Here is a 26463-nt window from a genome sequence, read left to right as displayed (position 1 = left end):
GGTGAGATCCCCGGTCCCTGAACGGGAGCGGGGTCGGACTTTGATGAGACTCTGGGGGAAGTGACAGCGCCTATGTGCTGTTCGCGAGGCCGTTGATCGCGGCGCTCGCACGGCCGATACCGCCCAGCAGGCGATCCCACGGCCCCTTCAGCCGCTTGTCGTCTCCGAGGGTGACCTGCTGGATCATCCGCTCCCCCGGCTTGTCAGCGATCGTCACCTTCGACGCGTACTGCTCGACGATGTTCCCGCGGTCCCAGAACGACATCATGTCGCCGGTCCTGAACCGTCGCGCGGTGCCGTTGTCAGCGCCGAAGCTGATGCCCTTTCCGGTCGGCCCGTACGCGATCGTGTTAATGGTCAACTGATTTGAACCGCCGTGGTCCTTCAACGCCTTCTTCCCCACCGAGTACGAATCCACCGACCACGCCGCGGTGTTGTCGGCGAAGATCTCGGCGAACGCATCGTCCTCACCGATGTCGTCCTCGAGTTCGGCGTCCCAGAACCGCTGGTACGCGAAGAAGATGTCATCGAACAGATCACCGACGCCGACCGCGAGCCCCCCGATGCCGGCGAGCCCGGGGATGGTGGCGACGACCGCGATGATCGCGGCGATCGCGAGGTTCGCGCCGATCTCGATGAGCTCGTTGACCATGCTCGGGGACTTGCCGCCCACGACGGCGTCGGTCGCGTCGCCGTGTTCCTCGGCGTTCTCCCAGCTGTCGATCTGCGTGCCGTCGGTGCGCCACATGACATTCCGCTTGTCCCGCTTCAACTGGGTGTCGAAGACGTAGCCGGCGCGATTCATGCTGTACGACCACAGTCCGTTGACGATCGGCTTCAACAGCTGCGACAGGTCGAGGAAGTGGTCGTCGGAGACGTCGATGATCGACTGCAGGTCGGAGAGGGTGTCGGTGTTGAAGACCTGCGGGCTGGTGCCGTGCCCGTCCCAGAAGTCCACCGTGACGCCCATTTCGAGGAGGTCGACGGTCTGCGCGAACGCCTCATCGCCCGGGGAGAACCGGCACTGCATCGCCACGATCTCGTCGAACAGCCCCGCGACACGGTCCGAGATCGGGCCCAGCAGGTCGACATCGCCGAGGTGCTCGCCCATCGCACCACCCGAACTGCCGACATCGCCACCGTTCGCTGACCCGCCGAGGAGGATGTCGAACAGCGCGTCGAGGTCGAAGATGTTCGCGATGTTCGACTGCGACCACGCCGCCGGCCACCGGATCGGAAGCTTGCAATAGACCGGGCGGCCGAGACGGGTGAAGTTCTTCGCGAGGAAGTACTTCATCACCGCGTCCGACGGCCCGAAAGCGATGTCCTGCTTACCCGTCAGGCCGACCTGGATCTCCGGCGGGAACAGCGGGTTCACCCAGAACAGCACCCGGGTCAACCAATACTTGTAGTCCACGCATTCGTACTGGAACGACAGGACTCCGCGTTCGCTGCGCACCGTCCGTTTCTTGATGCGGCCGGTGAACTCGAGGCCGTTGTAACGCGCCCGCACGTGGTACGCCCGCCGCTGGATGCCGGTGTCGGTGATCAGGTCGTTGAGCGGGTTCGACTCCTTGAGCGTGAACACCATGCCGCCGGCCTCGAGACCCCACGTCGAGTCGATCGCGGCCTCTTGGTAGGTGCCGACCGGCCGCCACGACACCTTCGACCCTGGGCCGGTGCCGAACCGTTTCCCGATCTCGATGTCGAACTGCTCGACGCGGCCGGTGAACGGCATCGCATACCCGGGCGCATAGCCGGGATCGAACAGCGGGGGCATCAGATGGCCGTCCAAAAAAGTTGCGGCACAACGACGCGGATCTTCGTTGCTGAGGACGTGCCGGAGCCGGTGAAGGTGACCGGTATGCCCTCTGTGTCCTCCGGTGCTCGGGTGTGCCAGCGCTGGCCGAGCCACGAATGGTCGACGCCGTCACTGTCGACGACCTCCCACCAGTCCGGGTCGGTCTGCACGGTCAGCGTCTTGCCCGCGGGGATCGTCAGGGTCGTCCCGTTGGCGCGCTTGATCAGGACCGACTCACCCGCGAGGCCGATCGTCGGCGCCGTGATCGGCCCCGTGATCTGGTACCACGGCCACGACGGATCATCCCCAAGGTTGTCCACAAGGATGGTCGACCCATAGTTGAATGTCTGGTCGAACGGGTCAGTTCGCCAATACGATTCGTCCGAACGCAACTGGGTACGCTCATCAGCCACGAACCCCACGTTGTGGACGTCACGCAGGTTGTACGGCGGCATCGACGACAACACCGGCCGCACCAGCTGAAACCGCTCGGTGTCGAGGCACTCGAACTTCCCGACCTTCCGCCCCCGCCCGAGCGACCGACGCCACCCGCTGTACGCCTCGACCGCCGCCGTCCCCTTGATCGTCTCGTCGTTCATCAACGGCCCGAACCGCAGGTCCAGCGTGATCACGTTCGGCTTCTCGACCATGTCGATGAACGTCACACCAGCCTGACCGGCGCCCTCGACGTCGATGAAGTCCGCCGGCGCGCCACCGAGACCGTCAATCCGATCCAGACGCAGCGGGCACGACGGGTCCCCGAACGAGAACTCCTGGCCGTCCCACCCGGTGAACCGAAACCGCGGCTCCGTCGTCAACAGCGTCACTTGCCCCTCCTCGTGAGTGAGAGGCCCGACGGCCCGGTGGCGTTCTCGACAGTGACGCGAATGTTCTTCCCGTCCTTGATCGCCCACACGATCTCGGTGAGCTGTTGCGAGATCTGATTGGCGACCTGCCCGACGTACTCCGCGACAAGGGGCGGCGAGTTGGCACCGAGGTCGACGTTCGGCGTCATGTTCCCCAGGTCGACCTGACCGGTCATCGCCATCTTCACGTACGGGGCGATCGTGTTGAGTGCGGTCATCGTCCCGCCCACACCGAGGGCCATCAGGTCGTACAGATTCTTCGGCGCCATCGCGTCCCGTGTGTCCGCGGCGTACCCGCCAAACCCGCCCTGATCGAAGCCCTGCACCCCGAGGATGCGACCCGTCTCAGCCCAGATCCCCAGCGCCCGCGCTCGACGGTCCGGCGCGTGCGGAATGTACGACTCACCACCCGACTCGGGCTCACCCCACAGCCGATAGTCGCCCGGCCGCACAATCTCCGGCTGGTGCCCGTTGCGGACATCACCCATCGCGTACTGCTTCACCGGATTCGGTAGGCGTTTCGCCTCTTCGAGGGCGGCCTTCGCGTCCTCGACCTTGGTGCGAGCCTCGTCGACCGATTTCTGCATCGACATCTTCGCCGACTCCGCAGCGTCGGGCTTCTGCTCCTTCTGCCGCTGGATCGCGATCGCGAGGTCGGTCTCGGCGTCCTTCAGATCGCGCGTCGCCTCGGCGAGCGTCTTCCGACTCGTCGCCTGCTTCTGCTCCTTCGGCGCCCAATCACCGCGCTGGTTGAGGTAGTCATCCCACGCCTGCTGCGCCTCGTAGTCCTCGATAATCCGGTCGCGGTACTCCTTCTCGCCCTTCCACCAGAACGGCTGGAACGGATTGTCGAAGGTCAGCTCAACGGTGTTCGGGTCCTTCGGCGGCTCCTTGGGCTTCGGCGGCGTCGAACCCGGGCTACCGTCGTACCCACCGCCCGGCTCGACGCCGTATCCGTACCCGCCGCCGGTCGTGCTGAGGCCAGCGCGCAACGCGTCCTCGTTCTCACGCCCGGGCAGGCCGGCACCCCATGGCTGCCCGCCCGACTTGTCGAAGATCCGCGCAGCCACGATCGCCTGCTGCTCCGGGGTCGCCTGACCGGCCGTCGGCGCGAACTCGGTTCCGCCGTTGCCAGCCCACGTGCCCTTGGCGATCTGGAACAGGCCCGACGCTTCGTTGCCGCCCGAGTTGGCGTCCTGGACCTCCTGGACACGGTCCGGGATGCCGCCCGACTCGCGCGCGATCAGCGCCGCCCACGCGGGGTCTGGTGACGTCCACGTACCGTCGGGGTTCTGGATGAGCGGAACCGTCGTCACACCACCCGGCACCACCGCGTAGCTCTGGCCCGGCAACGGCAGCGCGAATGACTGCCTGGTGTGCACGTGATCCTGATGCCCAGACCAGTCCGCCGAGTAGTAGCCCGGCTGATCCGTTCCCGGCCCGACGAACCGCCCGTCAGCGACTCCGATCTGCTGCCCCGTCTGCGGGTTCATCCAGATCACCTGCTCCAACTGAGAGGCGATCGACGCGAAGTACTCGGCGAGACGCTGCATGTTCTCGACCGGCCCCGACCAGTCGATGCCCTTGTTGAAGCCGTCCTTCTCCTGGTGCCCGGCGTAGGTGGTCGCCTGGACGCCGAACGCCCGCTCGAGTTCGTCGACCCATGGCTCGTTGACCGGGCCGCTCGACCCGAGTGGCAGGCCGTACGGCACACGGCCGCCCGAGATCCCGCCGTCGGCATACGACCGGTACAACGAGTAGCCGAACCGGTCGGCCACCTCGGACAGGATGCTCATCGCCCGGCCCCGCTTGTTCGGGGCGCCCGGAATGAACGCCTCCCACGGACCTGCATCCGCCTCAGCCCACTGCACCAGACCACGCTTGCCGTTCTGCGCCGGCTGAATCACCGCCTGATCCGGCAACGGCCCATCGACACCGCCGTCCGCGTACTCACGGATCGACCCGTCAGCGTTCGGCTTCGGGGTCCGCCACTTATCCGGGAACCCCTTCGGCAGCTGCGCAGGAGGCGCCGGCGTGTAGTTCGGGTCCAGCATCGGCTTGACGATCGCCTCGACGATCGTCTTGCGGTTCGCGTTGTTCCGCAGGAACTCGTCCAGCGTCGTCTGCGCGGGCCCGGTGTTGGCCTCAACCCGCACGCTCCCGTCGGGGAGGGTGGTGACTGTGTAACCCAGCTCCTCGAGACGCGCCCGCGTCTCCGGCGAGTTGTCCTGGATGATAATCGACTTGCCGTCCGGCAGCCGCGTGACAGCGCCGTTGAGGAAGTCGATCTCGGTCGTACCCTCGCGAGCACCGTCAGCGATGCCGTTGAACCGGTCGCGCGCATTCGTCAGTCCCGGAACCAAGTCGTTCGAGATCGCGTCGGCGAGATCGAGGGAACGTTGACTCGTGGCGGCGATCTGCTCCGTGAACGCCTCGGCAGATTTTGCCGAGTCCTGCATCTGCTGACCGACGCCCTGCATTCCGGGGATCTTCTCGATCAGCCCCCCGAGCCCACCGAATGCCTTAGTGAACATGGACATCAGCCCGCCGAGGAGCGACTGGATCGCACCGGTGGTGTAGCCGAACACCTTTAGCGCACCGGCCATCGTGTTGCCGAGTCCGATGCCGAATGTCAGTGCCGCAGAGACGACGTCGGCGAAGAACGCGACGATCTCGTCCTTGTTCGCCGCGATCCCCTCAGCGATACGCGCGATCTCAGGGCCGAATGCCTCGGCGAGCGCCGCCTTGATGCCCTCCACCGATTCCTCGGCAGTGCGCCGCATGCCTTCCCAGGACGTGGCGGTGTTGTCTCCGAGCGTCTTGGTCGCATCATCGGCAGCACCCGCGGCGTCACCGAACTGCTCCATCGCCCTCGACGGGTCCCACTGAGCGAACGCGTTGATGAAGTCGCCTGACGTGTCGCCGAGCAGCGACATAGCAGCTTGGTTGCGCTTCACCGGGTCTTCGATCGACCGGATCTTGTCGAAGGCCAGGTCGAACGCCTTCTCAGCGGCGGGCCCGCCCTCCTTGAACGCGTCATACATCTGGGTTCCGTTGAGCCCAATGTCATTCAGGGCGGCGACGATCGTGTCACCTTCCTCGGTGACGCGTCGGCCGAACTCGCGGATCGCGTCGGCGCCACGGTCGGTGTTGTCGACACCGAAGTCGGACATCGACTGCCCGATCAGCGCAAGGGTCATCTTCGCGGACAAGCCGGTGTTCTTCCAGCCTGTCGAGTACTCAGAGATTGAGTCGATTAGGTCTTCCTGCGCGTTCATGCCCAGGTTTCGGCTCCGAGTGATGAGGTCCAACGCCTCACCCATGTCAGCGACGAGCCCCGACCTGACCAGACCGGACACAGCACGCAACGTGTCCGGTGTCTCCGCACCCAGAAGTTGGTTGAGGGTGGTCGTTTTCGCGATCAGCCCTTCCATGTCTGCCTGGGATGCGGAGGTGTCCAGCAGCTTGAAATCCGCCAGTGAGGTCAGGGTCGCCATGTTCTCGGCGACGGAGTTGCCGAACACGTCCGTGTAGGCTTCGGACGCGGCAGCCGCCATTTTCCGGGCCGACGCCTCATCGATCCCGAGTTTGGCCTGCATGTCGTCGCGGATCGCCTCGCGCTCAGCACCTTCGACGATCGCGTTCGCCAGCATCGCGCCGGCACCGATACCGATCGCGGCCACACCGGCGATCGCGGCACCGATCGGCCCGGCTTTGCTTCCGAGACCGGCGATGCGCGCGGCGAATCCGCCCATGAACCCGGCGCCCATACCGTCGCCGGCGTCCTCGCCTGCGCCCTCGGCGCCCGAGATCTCGGGGGGCTGGATCGGCTGCGAGATCTCCTCGCCCGCGGCGTGAACGTCACGGGCGGCGCGGCGAGCCGCGTCGGCGGCGCGCTGCTGTGCGATCCGCAACTGATCCATCTGCCGTTCGGCGCGCTGCGAGGCGCGCTCGGACTCACGCTGCGCCCGCTGATACCGGTCCTCAGCCTGGATCACCTGCTGAGACATCGACCCATACCGCTCGCGCGCATCGTTGAGCCGCTGCAGCGCCATCTCCTCACGCTGCGACGAGTCCCGAACCTCCTGCGCGTGACGCTGATACGCCCGCTGCGTAGTCTGCAACTCGCGCGCGACCCGCTCATACGCAGTCGTCGTACGGAGCGCGGACCGGCGGGCGGCCTCCGCAGTCTCGTCGGCCTGCTCACCCATCTGCTCCAGCGACTCACGGCCGCGGCGAAGCGTCTGGTCGAGGTTGTCCGCGCCGCGGACCGACAGATCGAGGTAGAGGTCCGCGATCCGTTCAGCCATCGGCCTTCATCGCTTCACGCGCGGCCTGCTCATTGCGGGTGCGTTCGGCCTTGTCGGCGAGGTGCTCGAGCATCTTCACCATGTCGAGGCGTTCACCGATGCCGGTGAAGATCCAGTGCGCGCGACCGAGCTCGGGGCCCTGCGGCCCGGAGCAGAAGTGGATGAGCGCGGTGCGGCCGGCGTGACCCACGTACGGGGCGGGCACCTCGTTGGCGAGCATCTCGAAAAACGCCGCACCGAGAATGGACACACATTCGCGCCACTCCTCGTCCGGGCCGAACTCGGACGCCTCCCAACCCCACAGCTTCGGACGGATGCGCTCCACCTCGGCGATCGACGGCGCCTTGATCTGATAGATCGCACCGTTGATCGGCAGATACAGGTCCGGGTCGTAGTGCCGAGACAGGTCATCGAGGCGAGTCGCCACTGTCCACCGCCTTCCGCAAGCTGATGAGTCGGGACGCGAGAGTGTCTGGGTCGCCGAGGATTCGGGAGAGCCGCACTGCGAACCACCGCCACGACTTCTCCTCGAGGAGCGTCGGGGTCAGGTCGCAGATGAAGATCGTGGCGAAGTCGATTTCGATGGCTTCCCACGTCGCGAAGATGTCCGACCAGCTCGCGCGTTCGTCGTCGCTACGCCGCTCGGTCTTCTGTTGTGCTGCGGGGGCGAACTCCATGGGGTAGGCCCACACCCGAATGCCCTTGTCGGGCATGTACGGGCCGCCACCGGGGTCGTAGTCGTTGATGGTGCCGGGCGGGTCGATGCTGTCGTCTGGGTCGACGCCGTAGATCGACACCTTCGGCCGCTCTGGTTCGGCGCGCTCCTTCGGCGGCGTGAACGTCCACACGTCGATCGCCGCGGCCGCCGATTGCACGTACCGCGACAGCACTGCGCGACCGGAGTGCATGACGGCAAGCTCGGGCACGTTCGACTCCGCGAGCTCGCGCCACGTCTCGCCGAGGACGGTGATGATCGCCTGCCGCTCCTCGTGTTCGGCGAACTCCCCACCCTCCGACAGACGCCGGTGGATGGACAGCATCGCCAGGGCCGACGGCGGCTCGACCCGAAACTCCGGCCCACCCTCAGTGAAGGTGAGGACCGTGCTCGAGTCGAGCCACTCGTCGTACTCCTGCATTCGGCTACGGGGTGCCGTCGCCGACGGTCACCGCGCAGGTGTCGGTGTGTGCGCCGAGAGTCGCGGTGATCGTCTCGACATCCTCCGACACACCGGTCACCAGGCCGGACGGGCTGACGGTGACCGCACCGCCACTCGAGGACCAGGTGACATCCTTCGTGCGGATCGCGCCGGTGTTGTCCTTCGCGATCAGCTGCACCACCCCGCCGACATCAACAGTCGCCTCGACCGGCGACACCGTGACGCTGGTCGCGGTCTCGGTGGTGGTCGGCTTCGCGGGCTTGGTGTAACCCTGGTAGCCGGTCAGCGTGACCGTGGCGCCGGTCAGCGACGCCTTGTCGCCGGCGGCGTTGGCGAAGGTGACGCCCGCGCGACCCTGGTACGAGTCGGGCAGCTCGTCGGTCCGCCAGAACCGCACGTGCACCAGCTCGTCTCCGCCGAGTTCGCCCTGCTTGCTGCGCAGCAGCTCGACGCCCGGGTCCGGCTCGCCCTCGGCGAGCTTGCGCTGCAGCGTCAGCTCCAACGACCAGTTCGCCTCGGTCGCGATCTGCGCACCGTAGTTGCCGCCATGCATATCGCCGGCATCCTGACGCGACTTCTCGCCCATGTTCGGCGAGACACCGGTGAGACCCTGGACGAACAGCCAGGGGTCCGAAGCAGATTCGCGGACCTGGACCGCCCAATGCCGTGCGAGGGTGGCGTCCAGATTCGAGGTGTCCGGATGGTTGAGAACAGCCATCATTCACTCCTTGGGGTTGAGGGTTATCCGATAGTCATCGGCACGCACAGAACGGCCGTTCGTGTCCGAGAAGGACAGCGCCCGCATGACCCGGCGGACATCTAGGACCCGGACGCCGCCGGGCCACACCTTGTCGCCGCGGACGACGTGATCGGGCACGTGCAGCGCGGCGTATGTCGCGTCGGCCCAGTCGTCGGCGGTCTTGGTCGCACCGACGGCAGCCCGGAACCGGAGCCGCACATCGATGTCAGGGTTGAAGGGGTCGCGCTCGCGGTCGTCTCGGGTGACGATCGCCGACACACAGGTATCGGGGTCAGGTGGGAGCAGGCCGTCGATGAACGCGAGAAGTGCTGAGCCTTCGGTGAACACGGCGTCCGGGTCGTCGAGGTACTCGACCAGATTCAGGGCAGCCATCTTCCGCCCCAAGGCTTCGATCACCTCGGAGCTCGTCGTGAACACCATCTACCGGCCGAGCCTCGAACGGATCTCGGCGGCGACCAGCTGCTCGAGCTGTGGCCGGACGTGTTCCTGCGCGTTCTCGAGGAAGTTTCGTTCGCCGCCGCGGGGATGCTCGTAGTCGACGTTGTGCTGCCGGCGGGCGTGCGGCGCCGTGAAGGTCACCCGCACGCCGTCGGCGCTGATCTCCCGGACCTCACCGGACTCGCGTAGTTCGCCGGTCAGGGAAGGGGCGCGTTGCTTGGCCTCGTCGAGGATGAGTTCGCCGCCGCGCCGGACACCTTCGGCGGCTGCGCGCGCCATGTCGACGTTGAGGCTCCACTGTGCGGGCATCATGCACCCCCTGCGATCTGAAATTGGTAGAAGCTGAGGGAGAGTCCGGCGTCGTGTCGACTCTCCACCGCGACGACGCCCTTGCGGGGGCTGCCGTCGGCGTTGCGGGCGAGGGCTGCCGGCAAAGTGGCGCGGGAGTCCGCGGGGATAGTCGGGGTGCTGGCCGCGCACGACGCCGTCGCGACGGTCGTCACTTCGGACCCTGATTCGGTGGTGACGACTCGGGTTTCCATGCGGACTCGGCACATCACGGTGTCGGGCGCGGCGAACACCGGTCCGCGGGTGTTGGTGCCGATCTTGCGTTCGACGACCACCGGCCACGTAAAGAACTGCTCGATCACGGGCAGTCGCCGAAGTATCCGACCGGCGATTGCGCGGACGCCGACAGTCCGAGCAGTGCCAGCATGTCGAAGGTGAGGTTGACGGTCGCGGCGTAGTCGCCGTCCCGATAGGTGCGGGACTCGGCCGCCCCGTCGAGCTGCACCGAGTGGGACGACACTCCCCCGCCTCGGGTGGCCGATGACAGCGCTTCGCGGACCATCTCGATGGACACCTGCCGGGCCGCTCGGACGCGCGGATGCTCGTCCGGGAGGCCAGTCAGGTCGACCCGAGAGTCGATGAGGATCGCCGCCATGTCGAGTAGCGCAGTGGCGCGCGTCGCTTCCTGGGAAGTCAGCGTGCGCCACTGCGCCACAAGGTCATCCGGCTCGGCGTAGGCCATGACCGACTAGCCGAGCGCCTGGATCAGGTCGGCTTTGCTCATGTCCTCCGCCTCGGCGCGGGACATGCCCTTCGCCTCGGCGAAGTCGACCCACGCATCCTTCGACGCGGTCTTCGGCGGACGCGCGCCGTCGCCGGCCGGGGACGGCGGGTCCCCGCCGTCGGCCGGCGCCGAAGTTGAATCCTCCGCGAGCGAGATGAACGCCTCGTCGGCGAGATCGGCGGTCTCCACCACCATGCCGTCGGCGAGGAACCGTTCGGCGTCCTCCTCCGACAGGAACGCGATGTGCGCACCTTCGTAGTGGTAGTTCAACTTCCCCTCGGTGTCGGCTGCCACCACGAGGGCGGCAGTCACGGTGTATCTCATGCCGAGACCCCCGTAATCTTCCAGGCCGCCTTGGGCTCGAGGACGATCGGCACGGTGACGCGGCGGGCGCGCAGGCGCCACTTGTCCTCGTCGTCGTTGCGGATGGTCTTGACCTGGATGCCGACCCCTTCGGCGGACACGTAGCCCGGGCCGCCGAGGTTCTCGTCGGCCATGCCGCCGAGCTGGGTGGTGTCGACGACGAGCGCGACACCGGCGACCGGCAGGTTCGGGGTGGGCAGAATCCGCATGCCGTCGATCACCGGGAAGTTGCCGGTGAACACCGGGGTGTCGCGGGATTCGCGCGGCAGCAGCAGCGAGAACGCGGGGTCGCTGATGATGTTCGCGAAGGTGAGGTCGTCGACCACGACGGTGTCGGGTTCGAACCCCTCGTTGAGCGCCCGGATGTTGGCCTTCGCGCGAGCGATGTCGCGGAAGATGTTCGGGGTGCCCGTCGCCCACGACGCGGACGCGGCGGTCGACTGGGTGACCGCGGAGGCGATCGCCGACAGCGAGACGCTGTCGATGGTCTTCACGGTGTTGTTCACCAGCTTGGTGAGACCGCGGTTGACCGGGTCGATCTTCTGCCGCGAGATCGACTCGTCGGTGATCTCGACGTCGCGACCCCACTTGACCGTCTTGGCCATCTGCGCGTCACCCGTGCCGATGGTGGTGAGCGGGTATTCCGACCCGGGGGCGACCGCTTCGGGTGCCCGGTCGGCGTAGATCGACTCGCCGGTCTCGTACAGGACGGAGCCGGATTCGGTGCGGAACCGGCCCTGCAGGAGCACGTCTGCGATGAACCGCTGCTCGGCGAGGGTGCGCAGGCGACGGGCCACCAGCGTCGGGTCCTTCAGGAACCGGCTGATGGTGAGGTTGTCACCCGACAGCGTCGGCGCGGCGGGCGGATAGTGAATGGGCATGTCTGCCTTCCTTTCTGATTCCGCCCGTTATCGGACGAGGACCTTGACCTTGCTGTTGGCCGCCGCGGCGAGCGCGACGCCGACAACGCGGGCGTAGTTGGTTTCGGAGCCGAGGGTCGCGACGGCGCCGCCGGTGGCGGGGATGACGGCGTCTCCCGCGGTGACCGCGCCGGATGCCGCGAGCTCGTGGACGCCGCCGGTGTGGACGGTGACCTTCTCGCCGCTGGCGGCGTCGTGGGCGGCCACGCCGAGCCAGGCGGCGGTGGCGGCCGACGATGCGGCGACCGTGTCGTTGCCGGACACGACCACCAGCTGGCCGGCGGTCACGGCACCGGAGGTGGTGCGGGTGATCGACTGGCCGGGCTTGTAGATGGGTGCGTACTCGGGCATGACTCAGGCCTCCTGTCCGAACAGCGACGTCATGATCGAGTCGCCGTCGTCCTGGTTGGTGGGGTTGGCGGCGTGCCCGATCTCGCCGGTGACCGGATACACCGGTGCCAGCGTGTTGAGCACGTCAGCCTCGGCCGGGTCGGCTTCGAGGCGGTTCAGCCAGGTTTCGCGCTGGGCGGGCGAGATCCGGCCGGTGCGGACGGCGTCGTCGACGGCCGAGATGCGGCCGACGCGCTCCTGCTCGGCGCGGGCCTGGTCGCCGCGCGTCGCGGCGGCGCGCAGTTCCTCGAGGGTGGCGGCGTCGATTGCGACGACCCCCTCGGGCAGGTGCGCGGCGGGCTGCTGTTCCTGCTGTTCGGGCTCGCCGGTTGCACGTTCGGCGAGCGCTTCGTCGACCGCGGACAGGATGGTCTCGTCGTCGGCGTCGGCAGGGATGCCGAGGCGCTCCGCGAGGCCCTCATTCAGGGTGGCCATGGTGATGGCCTCCTTTCCTCCATTGACCTCTGGCGCCCCGGTGGCAGCGAGAGGAGTCGGTGTCGGGGCCTTGTCGCGGCCCGCGTAGTTGAAGATCGACAGGTCGAACCGGTTCTTCGCGTTCTCGGCGCTCTGGTCGCCGGCGGATTCGACTCGGTCGGCGAGACCCGCGTCGACGGCCTCGTCGGCGGAGTACCAGGTCTCGGCGAGCATCGCGGTGCGCCATTCGGTGGCGTCGGTTCCGGTGCGGTCGGCGTAGATGGAGGCGATGTTGTTGCTGACGCGTTCGAGCATGTCGTGCATCTCGGCCATGTCCTTGGCGTTGCCGATGCACACGCCGGAGGCGTCGTGAATCATCATCTCCGCGTTGCGATTCATCACGATCTCGTCGCCGGCCATCGCGATGAAGCTCGCCGCCGACGCTGCGAGGCCGTCGACGATCGTGGTGACGTGGGCCTTGTGGCCGCGCAGCGCGTTGAGGATCGCGATTCCGTCGAACACGTTGCCGCCCGGGCTGTTGATCCGGACCGTGATCTCCTCGGCATCAATGCCGGATAGCTCGCGGGCGAACATGTCGGCCGAAACGCCGAACCAGTCGTCGATGACGTCGTAGATGAACAGTTCGACGGGTCCGTCGTCGTCGGTGTCGGCGTTGCGGAACTCGAACCAGCTCCGTTTGGCCTGCTGGTCTTTCGGCTGGGACGCCAGGAGGCGTTCCATGGCCGGGATGCGTGCGTTCACCACAGTGTCAGCGCTCCTTCGGGGTCGATTCGCGCTCTCGGGGCCCGAATCCTGCTGTTTGCGGGCGGATTCGGCGGTTCAGAGTCGGTTTCGGGCTGTTCGGGCGCTGTTTCGGGGTCGGATTCGGCGCTCTCGGGGTCGGCAGCGGGCAGCCCGTAGTCCTGGCGCACCGACTCCTCGAGCGCCCGGTCGGTGTGGAGGATGCCGGCGTCGACGAGGAGCTTCAAAGCCGACGCGACGGCATCCTTGCGGGAACCGATCTCGTCGAAAACCAGTCGTGGGGCGGGCTCTTCGGGTCCCCAGTTCGCGTCGACGAGGTCTTCGACGATGTGCTGGTTCGCCACGTCGGCGATCTGCTCGCCCAGCGTCTGCAGCGACAGGACGAAGAAGTCGGCGAACGTCGATCCGAGAGCCCACGAACCGGTTTGCGTGCCGAGGTTGAGGAAGTGCGCCAGCACGGCGCGGCCGATCTGTTCGTCGTGGTAGCGGATGGCCGGGTTGGCGTCGGGCAGGTTCCCTTCGACACCGGCGAGGCGCAGCTTCGCGCCGTTCGGTGTCGATGCACCGGAGGCGGCTCCGGCCTTGTAGGACTGGGCGATCTTCGCGCCGCGGTCCATCTGCGTCTGATCGTCGTTCGGGCCGGCCTCGTACACGGGGACGCCCATGCCGTTGCGTTCGATGGTCTGCGCCTGGACGCGCAGCAGCCGATCCTTGATCAGCCAGTGCTTGTAGGCGGGACGGAGCAGTGAGTTGCCGACCCAATCGCCGCCTTCGCGCTCGTTGACGTAGGCGACGAGCCGATCGACCGGGATGCTGACGAGGTCGGTGTCGACGGTGAAGCCGTACTGCTCGATCGCGACGAGCCCGCCGTCGCGGGCGACCTTGATGTCGGAGATGGTGCGCGGCATGCGCGGTCCGAGCTTCCTCAGGTGGTACAGGCCGTCGTCGCCGAGGCTGTACACCTGCTCGAAGAACATGTGCCCGTACTGGATTGACAGGAGCGCAAGCTGCAGGTGCTCTTCCCACGAGAACCGGCCGCGCCGGCGCCGCGCCCGCGACACCTGCTCCTCGCCGCCCTTGACCGGCAGGCCGAGATCGTTGGCGATGTGCTCCACGACCTCGGGGCGCGCGTCGGCCGGGTCGAGACGCCACTTCGTGCGTCGCACCGGCAGCATCACCGCGCGCAGCACCGACGTGATCTGGGCGTCCTGGCGCCGCATCTGCTCGAATACCCGCACCGATAGCGGCCACCGCAGCTCGGGAGTCTCCTCGGCCGGCTGCCAGAACGTGCCATCGATACCGATCTCGGCTGCGTACCCGATCTCCTGGGTAGGCGGTTTCGCCACGAAGTCCCTCCCTTCAGAACCCGGCGGCCATCAGGCCGTCATCGACGTACTCGGACGTGCTGGTCTCGACCTGGGTGGCCGATTGGTCTGGGACAGTGGACGTTCCGAACGCCTGCAGCCCCCAGAACGCGAGCGTCGCGGCCTGCAGCGGGGACAGCACCACGTCCGAGCGGTAGTCCCAGCCCCATGCGCCGCCCGAGAACTCCTTCTTCTCCGCACCCATCAGCGCGGTGGTCAGGCGAGGGTCGTCGGCGTGCGACAGTTCGTGATTCACCGCCGCGGTGTAGAACCCCGAGCACGCTTCGGTTATCTGCGACGACGACGTCAACTCCGGCTCGATCCCGGCGTTCGCCAGTTCGGGCACCAGCGACTTCGCCGGGCTCGTTCCGTTGATCACCAGCACGCACGGGTCCCACCGGTTGATCAGCTCGAGGATCTTTCGGACTACCGCCCGCGACGGCGCCTCGTGGTAGCCGATCTCGAGGCGAACCAGATCCTTGTCGTCCTTCTCGGTCCACGTCGCCGCGGCGATCGTCACCCACCGCTGGTCGGCGGTCATGTCCACGCCGAGCGCGATCGAACCGCGAACCGGTGGATTGGCTTGTCCCATGTCACCCCACAGGTCGGGGTCGATGACCGGGTCGATCGACGTGACCTCGGTCGGCCAGTCACCGCGCCCCAGATACTCGACATCGAAGCTCTTGCGTCCTGCCGCGGTGGCCATCGCCTTGAACTCGGCGGCCAGCTTCTTCACGGTCTGGATCACCCCGAACGACGGGTTCGCCCACCGCCACGTCGAGGGCTCCGACCGATCCAACTCCTCGGGCGCCATCCATTCGGCGCCGAACAGGCCCTCTTCGCTGAGCAGCAGGCGTTCCCGGACCGCCGCGAGGACCTGGCCGTTCGGATGCTGCTCCTGGTTGACTGCCGACGACGTGTAGATCGTCTGCGGGTCGTCGGCGGCCATCTTCGTCGGCGACAGCGCCGCCATGTCGGCCTCGGTCAGGTCGTACGCCTCGTCGTATATGACCAGATCGACCTTGTCGAGGCCGCGGCCGGCGTTCGCCGACCGGGTCGTAAACACGACCTTCGCCCCGGACGCCAGCTCGATCGTGCCGCGCCCCTGGCTGCATGTGTGCGACTCGACCAGCTTGTTCAGCCACGGCGTCGTTTTCACGATCGCCCACGCCCGCTTCCACAGCGCCTTCGCGGTCTCCCACTGATGCGCCGAGAACACGATGTTCTCGCCGAGCTTGAACAGCCCGTACAGCACGCGGATCACCAGGATCAGCGACTTGCCGTTCTGCCGCGGAACGATCAGGCAGCACTCGGGGTGCGTCCACGTCCCGTCAGGCGACTTCGCCATGATCTGGTCCAGCGACCACGACTGCCACGGCATAGCCCGAATCCGCCCGGCGCGAAACGCCAGTTTGCACGCCTTCTCACCGAGCTCGGTGTCACCCTCGGTGAAGCAGAGCGACCGCGGGGTCTGCCGGCCCTCGAGATTCGGCCACTCCTTCGCGACGATCTCTGCGAACGCCGCATCGACGTCGAACTCAGAGATCGTCGAGAGGGTTACCGTCACCGGGGTTGTCCTGCTCGCTCTTCTGGCGGCGTATCTCGGCGAGGATCTGCCGCAGCGCGCCCGCCGTCTGCCGGGCCTCCGCCGCCGCCGAGTCGATCTTCAGCTCGTAGTCGTCGGTCAGCGTGCGATGCGTCAGCCGCGCCCACGTATCGATGTCCCCGCGCAACAGCAGATCGAACTTCGCCAGCCGATCAGCCAGCCGACACGCCTCGATCACCATCACCATCAGCGAATACGGGTCCGCCTCGTCGGCCAGATCGGCCCACAGCGCCGACCCCGCCGCCTCGAAATCCGAGCCGTGCAAAAAAATGCTGACTCCCCCTGGTAGTCAGGTCCCCCGGGGGGTGTGGATTTTTCGGGGGGTGTGGTCATTGGTCACCCCCAGTTGAGGCTGTTGGCGGGGTGTCCGCCGCGGAGTTTGAGGAGTGCGGGTCGTTCGTGGTCGCGGCTGCCGTCTCCGCGTTCTTTGTTGCAGAGGTCGTGGAGGAGTCGGTCGGCGGTGGTGCCGCCGTGTGCTCGGGCGTGGGTGTGGTCGGCGGCGAGTGCTTGGGTTTTGTGCATGGGTTTGCCGCACCACCAGCAGGGTGTTCCGTCGACGTGTTGGGCGAGGAGTCGTGCTCGTTGTTTCTGGTGTTTCCACCCGAGTCCTCGTTGTGTTGTGTTGCGTTGCTTGGCTGTTGGCATCAGCTCACGCGTGCGATGTACACGCGGGGGTTGGGGCTGGCCGCGGCGCACCACATCGCCGACTCGACGTGCTGTTCGTACTCGTGTGCGTCGTCGAGGATCAGGGTGTCGCAGTCGAGGCCGCGCTGTCCGTTGGTCGTGACTGCGCGGACGTCGATCAGTCCACCGTTGACGAGGTCAATCCGCAGGTTGCCGTTGCTGCGACGTATCCGGGTGATCCAGTCGTTGTCGATCTGGCTGCTGATTCGGTCGAAGGTGTTGCGCGCGACTGCCCATCGGTAGGTGCCGAACAGGACGCGGCGTCCTGCTGTCGCGTCGGCGATGGCTGTCCGGATCAGTGTCTCGGTCTTGCCGGACTGGCGGTCGCCTGTCAGCTCGACTGTGCTGCAGGTGCGGATCAGTGTGGTCATGGGCTTGCTCCTGTTCAGAGCGGGGTCTGTAGGTCGGCGATGCACTCGCGCTGGACTGGGTTGTCGGGTCGTGGGTGCCAGTCCTCGCCGAAGATGTCAGCGAAGATCGTGGTGGCCTGCTGGATTTGGATGGCGAGTAGGCCGCGCTTGTTGCGCTTCTGCTGGTTCTCGTGGACGCGGCGGATGGCGGGGAGCAGTTCGGATTCGAGGCGCCGCTTCTGTTCGCCGCTGATCTGTTCGTGCTCGAGGGCTTTGCATCGCAGTCCGAGTAGGAACATCTGCTTCTGGTAGCCGTTGCCCATCTTGGCGAGGGCCTCGCGCCGTTGTGCGGGTGTGAGTCTCACTGCTCGCCGTCCGGGATGTGGGCGTCGAACTCGTCGTACGGGCCTTCCCAGCGACAGCCGAGGCAGTAGGAGTCACCGGCATTCGAACCGTACGACCGGCGATGCTCGGCACGGTGCTTGCCGCCCGAAGCGTACTCAGCCTGCACAGCCTCGGGGATCGCGGCTGCTCGACGGCGTTTGCTCGAGGCGAGCGGGATGTACGACTCTGCCAGGATGGCGAGCGCGATGAGGATGATCACGCCAGACCTCCTGCTGTCTGATCGAGGATCTCGCGCTTGGTGATATGGGGTGGCGGGTCCAACTTCAACCGTGTGGTGGGGCGCCCCCAGTTGGTGAGTTCGCCTTCGCTGACCGACTTGCCGTACGTGCTGGCGTTGGTGTCGAAGACCTGTGTGGCGGTGCGGCCGGCGTCGACACCCATCTGGATGAGCTCGTCGATGTTGGTCGAGTCGAAGATGGTGTCGGCGACCTGGCCGATCGCGACGAACCCGACTGCGTCGATGTCGTTGGTCCAGAGGACGCCGGGGACGGGGGTCATGACGATGGCCCAGCGTCCGGGCCCGGTGCGGCCGGATGTGGAGTTGGGGTCGGTGCGGGCGATGAACTCAGGCACAGACACCCTCCTGTTCAGTCGAGGTCGATGCCGCTGAGCTCGTCCATGATGCCGCAGCATCCGCACCGGCATTCGTCGCGCGCTTTCTGCGCGGCTGTGCGGTGGTTGGCGCGCCGCATCTGCCAGCCCTGAACCCACGCGGCGGGGATGACGACGCACATGATGATCCGTGTCGCAACGATTTCCACAACAGCCATGGCTGTCTCGATTCTGCGGATGCCCCGATGGATGGGTGGTTGTACGTGTTGGTTTCGGCCGTTGTCACTGGCGAGAGTTATGAGGCCGGCGCGGTCACGTTCCGCGCCATCCCGGTAGCGGGAAGCTTCGGTCTACCCGGCCTTGTCGCGGACCACGTAACCCTCTTGGGTGACTGAGCGGTTCACGATCTTCCGGATATGCCCCTTGGATATATGTGGGAACTCCTGATAGATCCAGGAGTTCGGGAAGCCTCGGTCGTGAAGCTGACGTATCCGCCGAACCTCGTCGTCGGTGAGTTTCCCGCAGCTGTTTCGTAGCTCTCTCGGGCCACGATCCTTGGCTGCCATGTCTTCCATGTTCTGCTTGTGCGTACCCAGGAAGAGGTGGGCGGGGTTCACGCAGTGCGTGTTGTCGCAGGTGTGGCAGACGTGCAGCTCTCCGATGGGCCCGTTGAACGCGACGTAGGAGAGCCTATGTGCTGCATAGTTTTCGCCGCGCACCATCACGTGCGGGTAACGCTTCTTGGTGTCCCGGTTCCATTCCCAGCATCCTGTGTCGGTCTCGTGGGAGCGGGACCTGATGATGTCTTGGGCGTTGGTGGGGATGGACGTATAGTCGGGCATGTTGGACCTTCCACAGAGGTTTGACCAAGCCCCCGGCCTGTTCCAGCAGGCGCGGGGGTCTGTTTTGGTCTGGTGCCTGATTTAGGCAAAAAGAATGCCGACCTGGGCTTTTGCAACTTTCTGCGGGCACACTGGTCGACCAAGGACCACTGTATCACTGTTTGTTGCGGGTCAAGCACAACACGCTGACTATCGCGTTAGTCCCCATGCGATCCCAGCTGAGACCGCGAGAAGAAGCACGGTCACGGTGGCCGTGAGGAGCCACTCCCAGACGATCATGCGAGTTCCTTTCGTTCGCAGCCGATGACTTCGGCGAGGAAGTTGAGGTGGTCGCGGTCCCACCACGTTCCGCAGGCGACGCACATGCAGCCGTGGATGGTGAGTTGCAGCGCGGTCTGGCGTACCCAGTCGCCGCCGGAATCCTTGCGGTACACCGTCCGCTCGCCGCACTGGGGGCATGGGGCGACGACGTCGAAGCGGCGGATCTCTTCGCCCTGCAGAAGGGTGTTGCCTTCGACGACGATCGCCTTCACCTGTTTCGTCGACTTCTGCAGCCAGCTGGTGTCGTCCGGGCCGAACGAGTGGCGGGTGAGGTCGTCGAGTCTGGCTACGACACCGCCTGTCCCGCCGGGTGCCAGCGTGTCAGTCAGGGTGTCGACCTTCTTCAGCCAGTCGATGCCGTCGACCCAGAGTGGGGGGCGTGATTCCGATTTGCCTCGCCCTGCACCGCCGTTGAGTCCTTCGATGTCGTCGCGGATCTGGGTGTAGAGGGATGGTTGGCAGGCGTTGGTGGTGCCGTTGCAGGAGCAGTCGGGTTTGTGGTTGGTGCCGGTGCAGTGGTGGACGGTGGTCCATCTGAGTCCGATGAGGGTGTGGATGGCGTTGTCGAATTGGTTGTAGGCGTCGTGGAACGGTGCGGTGTCGGTCACTGGTGCTCCTCGAGTCGTGCTGCGATGCGGGCGGGTTGGTCGGCCCACCACTGGCGGGCTTCGGCGCGTTTGGTGTCTTGCGGCGGGGCCCGTTCTTCGATGGCCGGTCGGGGACGAAACCAGTCCATGTTCACGACGCACCACCCAGGATGTGGAGCACCTCAACAGCGAGCAACCGGGCGCTCCGAATGTTCAGGTGCTTCGCGTGTGCGTTGTGCTCGCCGGTCTTGCGGCACTCCTCCATGGCTCGCTCGATCGCGTCTTCCAGTTCCCGCACACGAGCCACCAGAGCGGGCACGTCAGCTCGCGCTGCGGCGATGAACTTGGCGTCTGGGGCACGAAGATTCACCTCGTCCTCGAAGACTGAATCGACAATCCCGACCGACCACACGCCGTTCCCGTGGAGAATTTCGCACGCGCAGAGGACTGCCTCCCACGGTCCGGGTGTGGCTGCGGTTACGCGGGCTTCGATGGCGTCTAGGTCGGGTCACTGTTCCTCCGAGCATTCGGGTCCACAACCGGACGGGTTGATCTGTCGCATCGCTCGACAGACCCAGCAGTAGGTGGGTGGGGAGTTCGGAAACACGAGCTGGCCGGTCATACGTCCCCCTCAGGTCCACTCCAGGTGCCTGGCATTGCCCACGCCGGGTACTTGCGGTCAGCGAGGACCATCCCGAGATCAGCGGGTACCGAGCACTTGCCGCCTTTGCGGTGAAGGGTGAAACCGGAGACCGAGGTGAACGTGAGGTGGCAGCCGGAGCAGTGTGCGGCCGAGATTGCGGTCCACCATTCGCCGCAGGAGCATCGGAATGCGTTGGCGGGTACTTCGACCTCAACGAGGCGCGGTAGAGCGTCCACGGTCTCTCCTGCGAGCGGGGCGGGCATGTTCTGATCGGTCACGAGGCCTCCTCGAGTTGGATTTCGATGCGCGGGTTTTGGGGGTCGGGGCGGATGGCTGAGGCGACGGTGAGGACGTGGTCCCAGGAGTCGGAGGGGATGATTCCGGCGGCGACGATGGCGTCGATGGCGGCTTTGTTGAAGGGTCCGAGGCCGTCTGGGTCGCGTGGTCGTTGGTCGGGGGCGTACCAGGTGACCACGATGCGGATTGGGGTCGTCAGCGTTGGAATGAGGGCTTGTTTCGCGCATGCCCACACCAATGACTGCGTCTCGGCTTTCGCGTCCCGCACTTTCGTCCAGTGCGCGCGCCTCTGGTCGTTGGCGAGCATGGCGGGGCGGCGGATCGGGACGGTGATCGTGTGGACGGTCATGCGACTCCCCCGTCTTCGGCGCCAGCGTCGCGGAGTGCGTCGAGTTCGGCGCGGGCCTGGGCTCTGCGATCCGGGTCGCCGGATGTGGGTCTTGACGCGGGGTGGACGGCGCGCAACGCCGGCCGGTCGAGCGATCCGAGGCGGTTCGCGAGCGGCCCGACCATCCGCTGCACCTTGGCGTCGATGGCGGCGTCTCGGCGGGCGCGGCCTTCCTCGGTGCCCATCTCGGCGTCGGAGCGGTCGCGGCGCACCGTGCGGGCGGCCTGGATGATTTCGCCGGGTTCGGGTGCGGTGTCGGTGGTGTCGGCGGCGCGGCGTTCGACTGCGGTGAGGAGGTCGCGCAGTTCGAGGTTGTGGCGGTTGAACATGCGCGCCCAGGTGTTGGCGGTGAACTCGGCGGCTTCGGGGTCGTCGTGCCAGCGGGGTGCGGTGCGGGGGTGGCAGGCGGCGACGCAGGCCATGATTTCGAGGGCGTCGGCTTTGGTGATGGTCATTGGGCGATCTCCCGGCGGGTGTGGGTTTGTTCTTCGGCTCGGGCTTGGGCGGCGAGTTGGGCGATGCCGCGGAGCTTGGATGGTTTGGCGACGACCGCTGTGGGTCTTCGGGCTTTGATGACGTCGCTGACGAGTGATGGGAGGATTCCGGGTCCGACGTTGGGTTTGGTGAGCCACAGCTGGAGGGCGTCGGCGACGTCGGTTTCGTCGGTGCCAGCGCGGAGCATCTCGGATGCTTTGAGGCGTAGCGCGGTGCGGACGGCGTTGGGGTGTTCGGTGGGGATGATGTCGCGGACGAGGCGGGCTGCGTCGGGTCGGATCGCTGGCCCTGTGGGCCGCTCTTCGTGTTCGCGGGTGTCACTTACGTGAGCTGACTCAGGTACGTAAGTAGTAGTTCTGTTCTGTTCTGTTCTGTGTGTCGCGACAGTCGTACGACTGTCGCGCGACAAATCCGCGACACGACGCTTCTCTGCGATTCGGTCTCGATCGCGCGATTTCTTTCTGACGTGGGCAATTAGGGGTCCTTGCCACTTGTCGAAGGCCCTGACGTGATAGCCCAACGGGTCCTCACTTGGCGTCAGAATGGCATACCGAATGAGTTCATCAACTCGTCGCGAAACTGACCGTAAACCGAGCTTTTTGAGAGCGGTTTCGGCGATGAACCCGTCCAGATTCTCCTGTTCCGCGATGTACGCGAGGATGCGCATAAAGCATGTCTGGGCGGTCTCGCTGACCCCCATGTCGTCGAGATCCTTGTAGTAGCGGGAGGACGCCGCGAACCATTCGGCCACGCGCTACTGCACCTCCGCTCTTACCTCTTCGGGCTGAGACAGCAGCCGGACCCGACGTTCGGGTCGCTCGAACAAGCCGTCCATGTTCGGCGGCTCGGGCTTCGGGCGTGGCTCATGCCCACCGTCGTCAGGACCGCGGTGCTCAATGCAGTGGTAGCGGTCGGCCAAGCTGAACGGGTCTTGTTCCATCCACTCGATCGGCGTTTTGCTGTGCGCGACTGCGCATGCCAGGAGTGGGCAGCCGCCCGGGTATTCCTTCAGCGGCTTCTTGCGTTTGCCGGCTTCGAAGTCACGCCACGCTTTCTCTGCTGGCGAATGGCAGTCGTCACACCAGTTGCCTGACCATTCGTAAAACTCGGTGCCGTTGGAGAAGGGTTGTGTATTTCGGGCGGATGCGACGATCTCGGCTTCAGTCCTCACTGCTGTACCTCCGATCCGTCTGCGGTAACGCCGCGGGCGATCTGCTCATCACGGCGGATCTCCGCGATCACTGGGGTGAACACGTCGACCCGTAGCTGTTGTGAATGGGGATCGTTCTGCCAGGGCGGGACTGGGACGGATGGGTGGGTGAATCCCCACCAGAGGAACCGCAGTTCTGGGTGGAGGTGCCACCACTTTTTAATCGGGCTCACTGCTGTACCTCCGCCTCATCAGCGGGCAGGTACAGGACGCGACACGGCCACGCCGGCTGATCGTCGCCGGGGTCATACATCTTCCCAACGCGAGACCATCCGCACTGGAAAGCCATCTCCCACAACGGCGGATAGAAGCAGTTCTCACACAGCTCCCCGCAGTCGTGAATCTCTTGGATGACGGTGCCTGTGGGCCAGGAGTCGTCCAGGTTGTCTGACCGGACCACCCGGCTGTCGCGGATGACGGCAGCGACGTGTTCGCCGTGGAGTGTGATGGCGGTCTTGTGGGTGCTGACGATCTTGGTGGACCAACCGCACCAGCAGTAGGCAATACCGGCGATGGTGCAGTGGTCTTGTTCGCGGTACCGGTGCTTGGCGATGACAGTGGCCAGGGAAGGAACAGACATCACGCACCAACCTCGGCACGCTTGGCGCACAGCTTGCACAGCGGCAAGCTGTCGATGCCTTTGCCGTTTCGGCGTCGAGTGATGTTGTTGTTCAGTCGATCATCAGTCGGGTCCCACACGGAGAAGCTGCCGCACATGGCGCGGTAGGAGGTTGCCCCCGAGTATTCGTTCGGCGTCGAGTTCGGGTCGATGAAGTGCCGCTTGGTGGCATACCAGTTCACAGCAATCGCGAGGTTGGTGGGCAGCTTCGGCGTCAAGACGTAGTGCTCGTGGATGGCGCTCACGATCGTGTCCGCGAGGAACTCGTTGCCCATCACAGCGGCGGTGATGATGTCGCGGAGTTGCTCGTCGTTGTGGGGGCTAGAATCAGTCATCAGCCCCTCCCTTCTGTGTACTCAGTTGGGTGGTGGTTAGGCCCCGGCTGGGTGTGTCAGCACCCGTCGGGGTCGCTCTCATTCTACCCTTTGTTCTGCTGTTTTCTGTTTGTGCCGCAACAGGATTCACACACTCCCGTCGTTGGGCGATGCGGTCGGCGATGATGCCGCGGGACCGAGTCATGGGAGTTCCTGTGTTTCGAGGTGCGGCACCGTCTCCCACCGGATGCGGGTCCAGTGCCAGATGTGGGTGCCGTAGAGCAGTCCGAGGTCGCGGCCGAAGGTGAGCCATCCGTCGGCGCCGGGGATGTGGCCGTTGGCGTGTTCGCGGTCGAGGATGCGGGTCCGGTTGGTGGCGGGCACGAGATATTGGCTGGTGTGGCCGTCCCAGCGGATGGGGTCATCGCCGGTTTGGTTGCCGAACTCGACGATCTGCATCAGGTCGGTCATGAGGCGGCGCTCAGGGAATCGGCTTCGCGTATTGCCGTCTTGTCCCGTTCGATGGTGCGGACGGTGCAGCGCAGTTGGACTGCGATCTCAGAGGCGGACAGCCCAGCGTCGAGGAGTTTGGCGACGCGGGTTCGGCGGTCTGCGATCTTCTCTTCGTCCTGGCGGGGGTCATAGGGGCGCATGATTGATCGGGTCGCTTTGGCTGTGGGGTCGTCGATGGTGTCTTCGTCCCAGTCGAGAGGTAGCGGCCACCGGTTGGCGCGGCCGCGGTTGCGTGACCGGGCGCAGTCACCGGGTGTCACCTGAAGCTCGGAGAACAGCCGGGCCACGCGTTCCCGAGTGGACGGTTTCACGGCGGCAAGGTCGCCGTTGACGATGCTCGAGAGATTGTCCGCGGCGTAACCGAGGCGGCGGCTGATGTCGCGTTGGGAGTATCCGTAGGCGATGAGTGCTTGCAGGCGGCGGCGGGTGCCGAGGGCGTCGATGTTTCCTGAGTTGTCGCGGATGTCGTCGGGGATGGGTACGGCGAGGATCTTCTCGGCGTTGTATCTGGCGATGGTTTTTGACGGGGGGTCGCGATGTTCTGCTCCGGGCCGGGGTTTGCCGTGGATGAGGCATTGCAGGATCGTGCGTGAGATGCCGGCGTTTTGGGCGATGGTGCGGGTACCCATTCCGGCCGCACGCAACTTGGCGACGTGTTCTCGGGCGGGTTGGGCATCGACGTATCCGGATTCCCAACGCCCGTAGGCCATCTGTCGGGTCATGTGTGCCATGTAGTCGGCGTGGCAGAGTCCGCGTCTGGTGGCTAGTTTCTCGCATCCTGGGCGGCTGCATGGTTTCGTGGTCATACGTCGGCTCCTGTGCCGGTGATCGAATTGTGTTCGGAGGGTCGGGCGTTCATGCGTGCCTGCCATCGCCAGACGCAGACGCCGGCGAGGGTGAGGAGGGTGCAGAGGATGGCGGCGGCAATCACGACACACCACCGAACAGCGACATGGTCTGTCTACTCATTCGGTCCGCGATGACTTCGCAGTACCTCTCGTCCGCCTCGATGCCGATCGACTTCATGCCGAGAGACTGTGCCGCGGCGAGTGTTGCGCCGCTGCCAGCGAAGGGGTCGAGGACTACCGACCCTGATGCTGCGACTACCGAGAGGAGCGTTCTCAATAGGGGTTCCGGCTTTTCGGTCGGATGGTCACCGCCGCGCACAGGAGGTACGCCGATCACGTTTGGCACGTCGCGTCGCAGAGGTGGGGTCGGATTGCCCGCGCTCATGTGCACGATGAACTCGTGCTGATTACGGAACACAGCGCCCATACCGAGCCTCTGCTTGTCCCACACCAGGATCGGGTGTTGCCGCAGGTCGGCAGTTTCCAGTGCCGCGGCCAGGGTTGCGGCCATTCGCCAATCGATGAATGCGAGAGCGTGTCCACCAGGCTTGAGGATGCGCCGCCACTCGATACCGCAGAGCCGTATCAGGTGCATGAATCCGTTGGTGCTCATAGCGTCTCCGCGAATCCAATCGTCGTCGGAGGTGCCACGCGTCATTGACTTCCGCAGCGATCGAGAGTTCTCACGTCGACCGCCTGACGAGTACGGCGGGTCGGTGAGCACGGTGTCGACGCTCTGGTCGCCGATCGATTCCATGACGCTGACGCAGTCTCCGTAGTAGAGCGTCACCAGGTTGTCGGAGTAGTAGGGCTCGTTCATGCTTCACCGCCGATGATGTTGAGGATGTGGCGGGCGAGTGTGGGTCCTGTGTGTCCGCCGTCCTGGTCGACGTCGGCGGCGACAGCCTGGATGCGGGCGAGGGTGCGGTCGCGTTTGCCGATCCGCGCCTGTAGCTGTACATGCCGATATGCCGCCGCCTCCAGGTCGGTTTCCAGGCAATCGAGTTCGTCGAGGAGTCCTGCCACGAGAGTCGGGGATGCAGCGATGAACTCGGCGTCAGCAGACGGGATCGTGACCTCCAACTCGCAGGCCGACCGGCATCCACACTCGCCGTTATGGTGGACCTCCAGGACCTCGGTGTCGTACTCGTACACGACGGGATCGCCACCGA

At 65.7% G+C, this 26463-nt stretch carries 37 protein-coding genes; all 37 read right to left on the bottom strand.

Annotated features, from left to right (window positions below; genetic code table 11):
- Positions 1-70: 70 nt before the first annotated feature.
- Positions 71-1780: a hypothetical protein gene (locus A9310_RS17335; protein ID WP_065631711.1), complete on the bottom strand. Its 1710-nt coding sequence runs from the start codon at positions 1778-1780 to the stop codon at positions 71-73.
- A complete protein-coding gene (locus tag A9310_RS17330; RefSeq protein WP_065631710.1) occupies positions 1780-2628 on the bottom strand; it encodes a hypothetical protein in 849 nt (282 codons plus the stop codon). Before A9310_RS17330 ends, A9310_RS17335 begins: the two co-directional genes overlap by 1 nt.
- Complete coding sequence (locus tag A9310_RS17325) at positions 2625-6977, bottom strand: transglycosylase family protein (protein ID WP_065631709.1); 4353 nt, start codon at positions 6975-6977, stop codon at positions 2625-2627. Before A9310_RS17325 ends, A9310_RS17330 begins: the two co-directional genes overlap by 4 nt.
- Entirely contained in the window at positions 6970-7404 is a 435-nt protein-coding gene (locus tag A9310_RS17320; RefSeq protein WP_065631708.1) for a hypothetical protein, read from the bottom strand. The genes A9310_RS17325 and A9310_RS17320 overlap by 8 nt, the downstream gene beginning before the upstream one ends.
- Complete coding sequence (locus A9310_RS17315; protein ID WP_065631707.1) at positions 7385-8113, bottom strand: hypothetical protein; 729 nt, start codon at positions 8111-8113, stop codon at positions 7385-7387. Before A9310_RS17315 ends, A9310_RS17320 begins: the two co-directional genes overlap by 20 nt.
- 4 nt (positions 8114-8117) lie before the next feature.
- On the bottom strand, positions 8118-8852 hold the full coding sequence (locus tag A9310_RS25685) for a phage tail tube protein (protein WP_217492970.1): 735 nt from the start codon (positions 8850-8852) through the stop codon (positions 8118-8120).
- Positions 8853-8855: 3 nt separating this feature from the next.
- Positions 8856-9290: a minor capsid protein gene (locus A9310_RS17305; RefSeq protein WP_139104668.1), complete on the bottom strand. Its 435-nt coding sequence runs from the start codon at positions 9288-9290 to the stop codon at positions 8856-8858.
- Between the two features lie 24 nt (positions 9291-9314).
- Entirely contained in the window at positions 9315-9644 is a 330-nt protein-coding gene (locus A9310_RS17300) for an HK97 gp10 family phage protein (RefSeq protein WP_139104667.1), read from the bottom strand.
- A complete protein-coding gene (locus tag A9310_RS17295) occupies positions 9641-9982 on the bottom strand; it encodes a hypothetical protein (RefSeq protein WP_065631703.1) in 342 nt (113 codons plus the stop codon). Before A9310_RS17295 ends, A9310_RS17300 begins: the two co-directional genes overlap by 4 nt.
- The gene (locus A9310_RS17290; RefSeq protein WP_065631702.1) at positions 9979-10362 is read right to left on the bottom strand and encodes a hypothetical protein; all 384 of its coding nucleotides are present in this window, start codon (positions 10360-10362) and stop codon (positions 9979-9981) included. The genes A9310_RS17295 and A9310_RS17290 overlap by 4 nt, the downstream gene beginning before the upstream one ends.
- Positions 10363-10368: 6 nt before the next feature.
- Entirely contained in the window at positions 10369-10728 is a 360-nt protein-coding gene (locus A9310_RS17285) for a hypothetical protein (protein ID WP_065631701.1), read from the bottom strand.
- Entirely contained in the window at positions 10725-11648 is a 924-nt protein-coding gene (locus tag A9310_RS17280) for a hypothetical protein (RefSeq protein ID WP_065631700.1), read from the bottom strand. The genes A9310_RS17285 and A9310_RS17280 overlap by 4 nt, the downstream gene beginning before the upstream one ends.
- Positions 11649-11675: 27 nt before the next feature.
- Entirely contained in the window at positions 11676-12038 is a 363-nt protein-coding gene (locus A9310_RS17275; RefSeq protein WP_065631699.1) for a DUF2190 family protein, read from the bottom strand.
- A gap of 3 nt (positions 12039-12041) precedes the next feature.
- Positions 12042-13253 carry a head maturation protease, ClpP-related gene (locus A9310_RS17270; RefSeq protein ID WP_139104666.1) on the bottom strand — a complete coding sequence of 404 codons (1212 nt, stop codon included), beginning with the start codon at positions 13251-13253 and terminating at the stop codon, positions 12042-12044.
- Positions 13250-14599, bottom strand: coding sequence for a hypothetical protein (locus A9310_RS17265; protein WP_065631697.1), 1350 nt, complete (start codon positions 14597-14599; stop codon positions 13250-13252). The genes A9310_RS17270 and A9310_RS17265 overlap by 4 nt, the downstream gene beginning before the upstream one ends.
- A gap of 13 nt (positions 14600-14612) precedes the next feature.
- The gene (locus A9310_RS17260; RefSeq protein ID WP_065631696.1) at positions 14613-16184 is read right to left on the bottom strand and encodes a terminase large subunit; all 1572 of its coding nucleotides are present in this window, start codon (positions 16182-16184) and stop codon (positions 14613-14615) included.
- Entirely contained in the window at positions 16156-16488 is a 333-nt protein-coding gene (locus A9310_RS17255) for a hypothetical protein (protein ID WP_254661287.1), read from the bottom strand. The genes A9310_RS17260 and A9310_RS17255 overlap by 29 nt, the downstream gene beginning before the upstream one ends.
- Before the next feature lie 71 nt (positions 16489-16559).
- Positions 16560-16745 carry a hypothetical protein gene (locus tag A9310_RS26635; protein ID WP_368072719.1) on the bottom strand — a complete coding sequence of 62 codons (186 nt, stop codon included), beginning with the start codon at positions 16743-16745 and terminating at the stop codon, positions 16560-16562.
- 122 nt (positions 16746-16867) lie between these two features.
- Positions 16868-17278, bottom strand: coding sequence for a hypothetical protein (locus A9310_RS17245; protein WP_065631693.1), 411 nt, complete (start codon positions 17276-17278; stop codon positions 16868-16870).
- Between the two features lie 14 nt (positions 17279-17292).
- Complete coding sequence (locus A9310_RS17240) at positions 17293-17622, bottom strand: hypothetical protein (protein ID WP_065631692.1); 330 nt, start codon at positions 17620-17622, stop codon at positions 17293-17295.
- Complete coding sequence (locus A9310_RS17235; protein WP_065631691.1) at positions 17619-17861, bottom strand: hypothetical protein; 243 nt, start codon at positions 17859-17861, stop codon at positions 17619-17621. Before A9310_RS17235 ends, A9310_RS17240 begins: the two co-directional genes overlap by 4 nt.
- Positions 17858-18235, bottom strand: a complete 378-nt coding sequence (locus tag A9310_RS17230) for a hypothetical protein (protein ID WP_065631690.1) — start codon at positions 18233-18235, stop codon at positions 17858-17860. The genes A9310_RS17235 and A9310_RS17230 overlap by 4 nt, the downstream gene beginning before the upstream one ends.
- A 14-nt stretch (positions 18236-18249) precedes the next feature.
- Complete coding sequence (locus A9310_RS25680; RefSeq protein ID WP_139104665.1) at positions 18250-18432, bottom strand: hypothetical protein; 183 nt, start codon at positions 18430-18432, stop codon at positions 18250-18252.
- Positions 18433-18564: 132 nt separating this feature from the next.
- On the bottom strand, positions 18565-19056 hold the full coding sequence (locus A9310_RS17225) for an HNH endonuclease signature motif containing protein (RefSeq protein WP_065631689.1): 492 nt from the start codon (positions 19054-19056) through the stop codon (positions 18565-18567).
- A gap of 275 nt (positions 19057-19331) precedes the next feature.
- Entirely contained in the window at positions 19332-19985 is a 654-nt protein-coding gene (locus A9310_RS17220; RefSeq protein WP_065631688.1) for a hypothetical protein, read from the bottom strand.
- Complete coding sequence (locus A9310_RS26510) at positions 19982-20113, bottom strand: hypothetical protein (protein WP_302621827.1); 132 nt, start codon at positions 20111-20113, stop codon at positions 19982-19984. Before A9310_RS26510 ends, A9310_RS17220 begins: the two co-directional genes overlap by 4 nt.
- 2 nt (positions 20114-20115) lie before the next feature.
- Entirely contained in the window at positions 20116-20376 is a 261-nt protein-coding gene (locus A9310_RS17215; protein ID WP_065631687.1) for a hypothetical protein, read from the bottom strand.
- Between the two features lie 505 nt (positions 20377-20881).
- Positions 20882-21253, bottom strand: a complete 372-nt coding sequence (locus A9310_RS17210) for a hypothetical protein (RefSeq protein WP_065631686.1) — start codon at positions 21251-21253, stop codon at positions 20882-20884.
- Positions 21250-21747 carry a hypothetical protein gene (locus A9310_RS17205; protein ID WP_065631685.1) on the bottom strand — a complete coding sequence of 166 codons (498 nt, stop codon included), beginning with the start codon at positions 21745-21747 and terminating at the stop codon, positions 21250-21252. Before A9310_RS17205 ends, A9310_RS17210 begins: the two co-directional genes overlap by 4 nt.
- On the bottom strand, positions 21744-22538 hold the full coding sequence (locus A9310_RS25675; protein WP_139104664.1) for a hypothetical protein: 795 nt from the start codon (positions 22536-22538) through the stop codon (positions 21744-21746). Before A9310_RS25675 ends, A9310_RS17205 begins: the two co-directional genes overlap by 4 nt.
- A 3-nt stretch (positions 22539-22541) precedes the next feature.
- Complete coding sequence (locus A9310_RS25670; RefSeq protein ID WP_139104663.1) at positions 22542-22958, bottom strand: hypothetical protein; 417 nt, start codon at positions 22956-22958, stop codon at positions 22542-22544.
- A gap of 208 nt (positions 22959-23166) precedes the next feature.
- A complete protein-coding gene (locus tag A9310_RS17190) occupies positions 23167-23577 on the bottom strand; it encodes a hypothetical protein (protein WP_065631682.1) in 411 nt (136 codons plus the stop codon).
- Positions 23577-23951 carry a hypothetical protein gene (locus A9310_RS17185; protein WP_139104662.1) on the bottom strand — a complete coding sequence of 125 codons (375 nt, stop codon included), beginning with the start codon at positions 23949-23951 and terminating at the stop codon, positions 23577-23579. The genes A9310_RS17190 and A9310_RS17185 overlap by 1 nt, the downstream gene beginning before the upstream one ends.
- Positions 23952-24131: 180 nt before the next feature.
- Entirely contained in the window at positions 24132-24401 is a 270-nt protein-coding gene (locus A9310_RS17180) for a hypothetical protein (protein ID WP_065631680.1), read from the bottom strand.
- Entirely contained in the window at positions 24398-25165 is a 768-nt protein-coding gene (locus tag A9310_RS17175) for a hypothetical protein (RefSeq protein WP_065631679.1), read from the bottom strand. The genes A9310_RS17180 and A9310_RS17175 overlap by 4 nt, the downstream gene beginning before the upstream one ends.
- Positions 25166-25370: 205 nt before the next feature.
- Complete coding sequence (locus A9310_RS17170; protein WP_217492969.1) at positions 25371-26081, bottom strand: site-specific DNA-methyltransferase; 711 nt, start codon at positions 26079-26081, stop codon at positions 25371-25373.
- Between the two features lie 26 nt (positions 26082-26107).
- The coding region (locus A9310_RS25995; protein ID WP_175401163.1) for a hypothetical protein at positions 26108-26463 on the bottom strand (356 nt) is incomplete at its 5' end.

The sequence above is a fragment of the Gordonia sp. UCD-TK1 genome (assembly GCF_001691435.1).
Classification (GTDB): Bacteria; Actinomycetota; Actinomycetes; order Mycobacteriales; family Mycobacteriaceae; genus Gordonia; species Gordonia hongkongensis.
The sequence above is the reverse complement of the archived record's forward strand: the minus strand, read 5'-3'. Positions and strand labels throughout refer to the sequence as shown.

What these genes read in the sequence shown, in the direction of transcription:
- A9310_RS17210 (WP_065631686.1), bottom strand. Translation starts at nt 21,253, where the DNA reads ATGACCGTCCACACGATCACCGTCCCGATCCGCCGCCCCGCCATGCTC.
- A9310_RS17290 (WP_065631702.1), bottom strand. Translation starts at nt 10,362, where the DNA reads ATGGCCTACGCCGAGCCGGATGACCTTGTGGCGCAGTGGCGCACGCTG.
- A9310_RS17185 (WP_139104662.1), bottom strand. Translation starts at nt 23,951, where the DNA reads ATGACTGATTCTAGCCCCCACAACGACGAGCAACTCCGCGACATCATC.
- A9310_RS25685 (WP_217492970.1), bottom strand. Translation starts at nt 8,852, where the DNA reads ATGGCTGTTCTCAACCATCCGGACACCTCGAATCTGGACGCCACCCTC.
- A9310_RS17325 (WP_065631709.1), bottom strand. Translation starts at nt 6,977, where the DNA reads ATGGCTGAACGGATCGCGGACCTCTACCTCGATCTGTCGGTCCGCGGC.
- A9310_RS17245 (WP_065631693.1), bottom strand. Translation starts at nt 17,278, where the DNA reads ATGACCACACTGATCCGCACCTGCAGCACAGTCGAGCTGACAGGCGAC.
- A9310_RS17300 (WP_139104667.1), bottom strand. Translation starts at nt 9,644, where the DNA reads ATGATGCCCGCACAGTGGAGCCTCAACGTCGACATGGCGCGCGCAGCC.
- A9310_RS17225 (WP_065631689.1), bottom strand. Translation starts at nt 19,056, where the DNA reads ATGCCCGACTATACGTCCATCCCCACCAACGCCCAAGACATCATCAGG.
- A9310_RS17205 (WP_065631685.1), bottom strand. Translation starts at nt 21,747, where the DNA reads ATGACCATCACCAAAGCCGACGCCCTCGAAATCATGGCCTGCGTCGCC.
- A9310_RS26510 (WP_302621827.1), bottom strand. Translation starts at nt 20,113, where the DNA reads ATGGACTGGTTTCGTCCCCGACCGGCCATCGAAGAACGGGCCCCGCCG.
- A9310_RS17180 (WP_065631680.1), bottom strand. Translation starts at nt 24,401, where the DNA reads ATGACCGACCTGATGCAGATCGTCGAGTTCGGCAACCAAACCGGCGAT.
- A9310_RS26635 (WP_368072719.1), bottom strand. Translation starts at nt 16,745, where the DNA reads ATGCACAAAACCCAAGCACTCGCCGCCGACCACACCCACGCCCGAGCA.
- A9310_RS17275 (WP_065631699.1), bottom strand. Translation starts at nt 12,038, where the DNA reads ATGCCCGAGTACGCACCCATCTACAAGCCCGGCCAGTCGATCACCCGC.
- A9310_RS25680 (WP_139104665.1), bottom strand. Translation starts at nt 18,432, where the DNA reads ATGGCTGTTGTGGAAATCGTTGCGACACGGATCATCATGTGCGTCGTC.
- A9310_RS17280 (WP_065631700.1), bottom strand. Translation starts at nt 11,648, where the DNA reads ATGCCCATTCACTATCCGCCCGCCGCGCCGACGCTGTCGGGTGACAAC.
- A9310_RS17315 (WP_065631707.1), bottom strand. Translation starts at nt 8,113, where the DNA reads ATGCAGGAGTACGACGAGTGGCTCGACTCGAGCACGGTCCTCACCTTC.
- A9310_RS17190 (WP_065631682.1), bottom strand. Translation starts at nt 23,577, where the DNA reads ATGTCTGTTCCTTCCCTGGCCACTGTCATCGCCAAGCACCGGTACCGC.
- A9310_RS17285 (WP_065631701.1), bottom strand. Translation starts at nt 10,728, where the DNA reads ATGAGATACACCGTGACTGCCGCCCTCGTGGTGGCAGCCGACACCGAG.
- A9310_RS17175 (WP_065631679.1), bottom strand. Translation starts at nt 25,165, where the DNA reads ATGACCCGACAGATGGCCTACGGGCGTTGGGAATCCGGATACGTCGAT.
- A9310_RS17335 (WP_065631711.1), bottom strand. Translation starts at nt 1,780, where the DNA reads ATGCCCCCGCTGTTCGATCCCGGCTATGCGCCCGGGTATGCGATGCCG.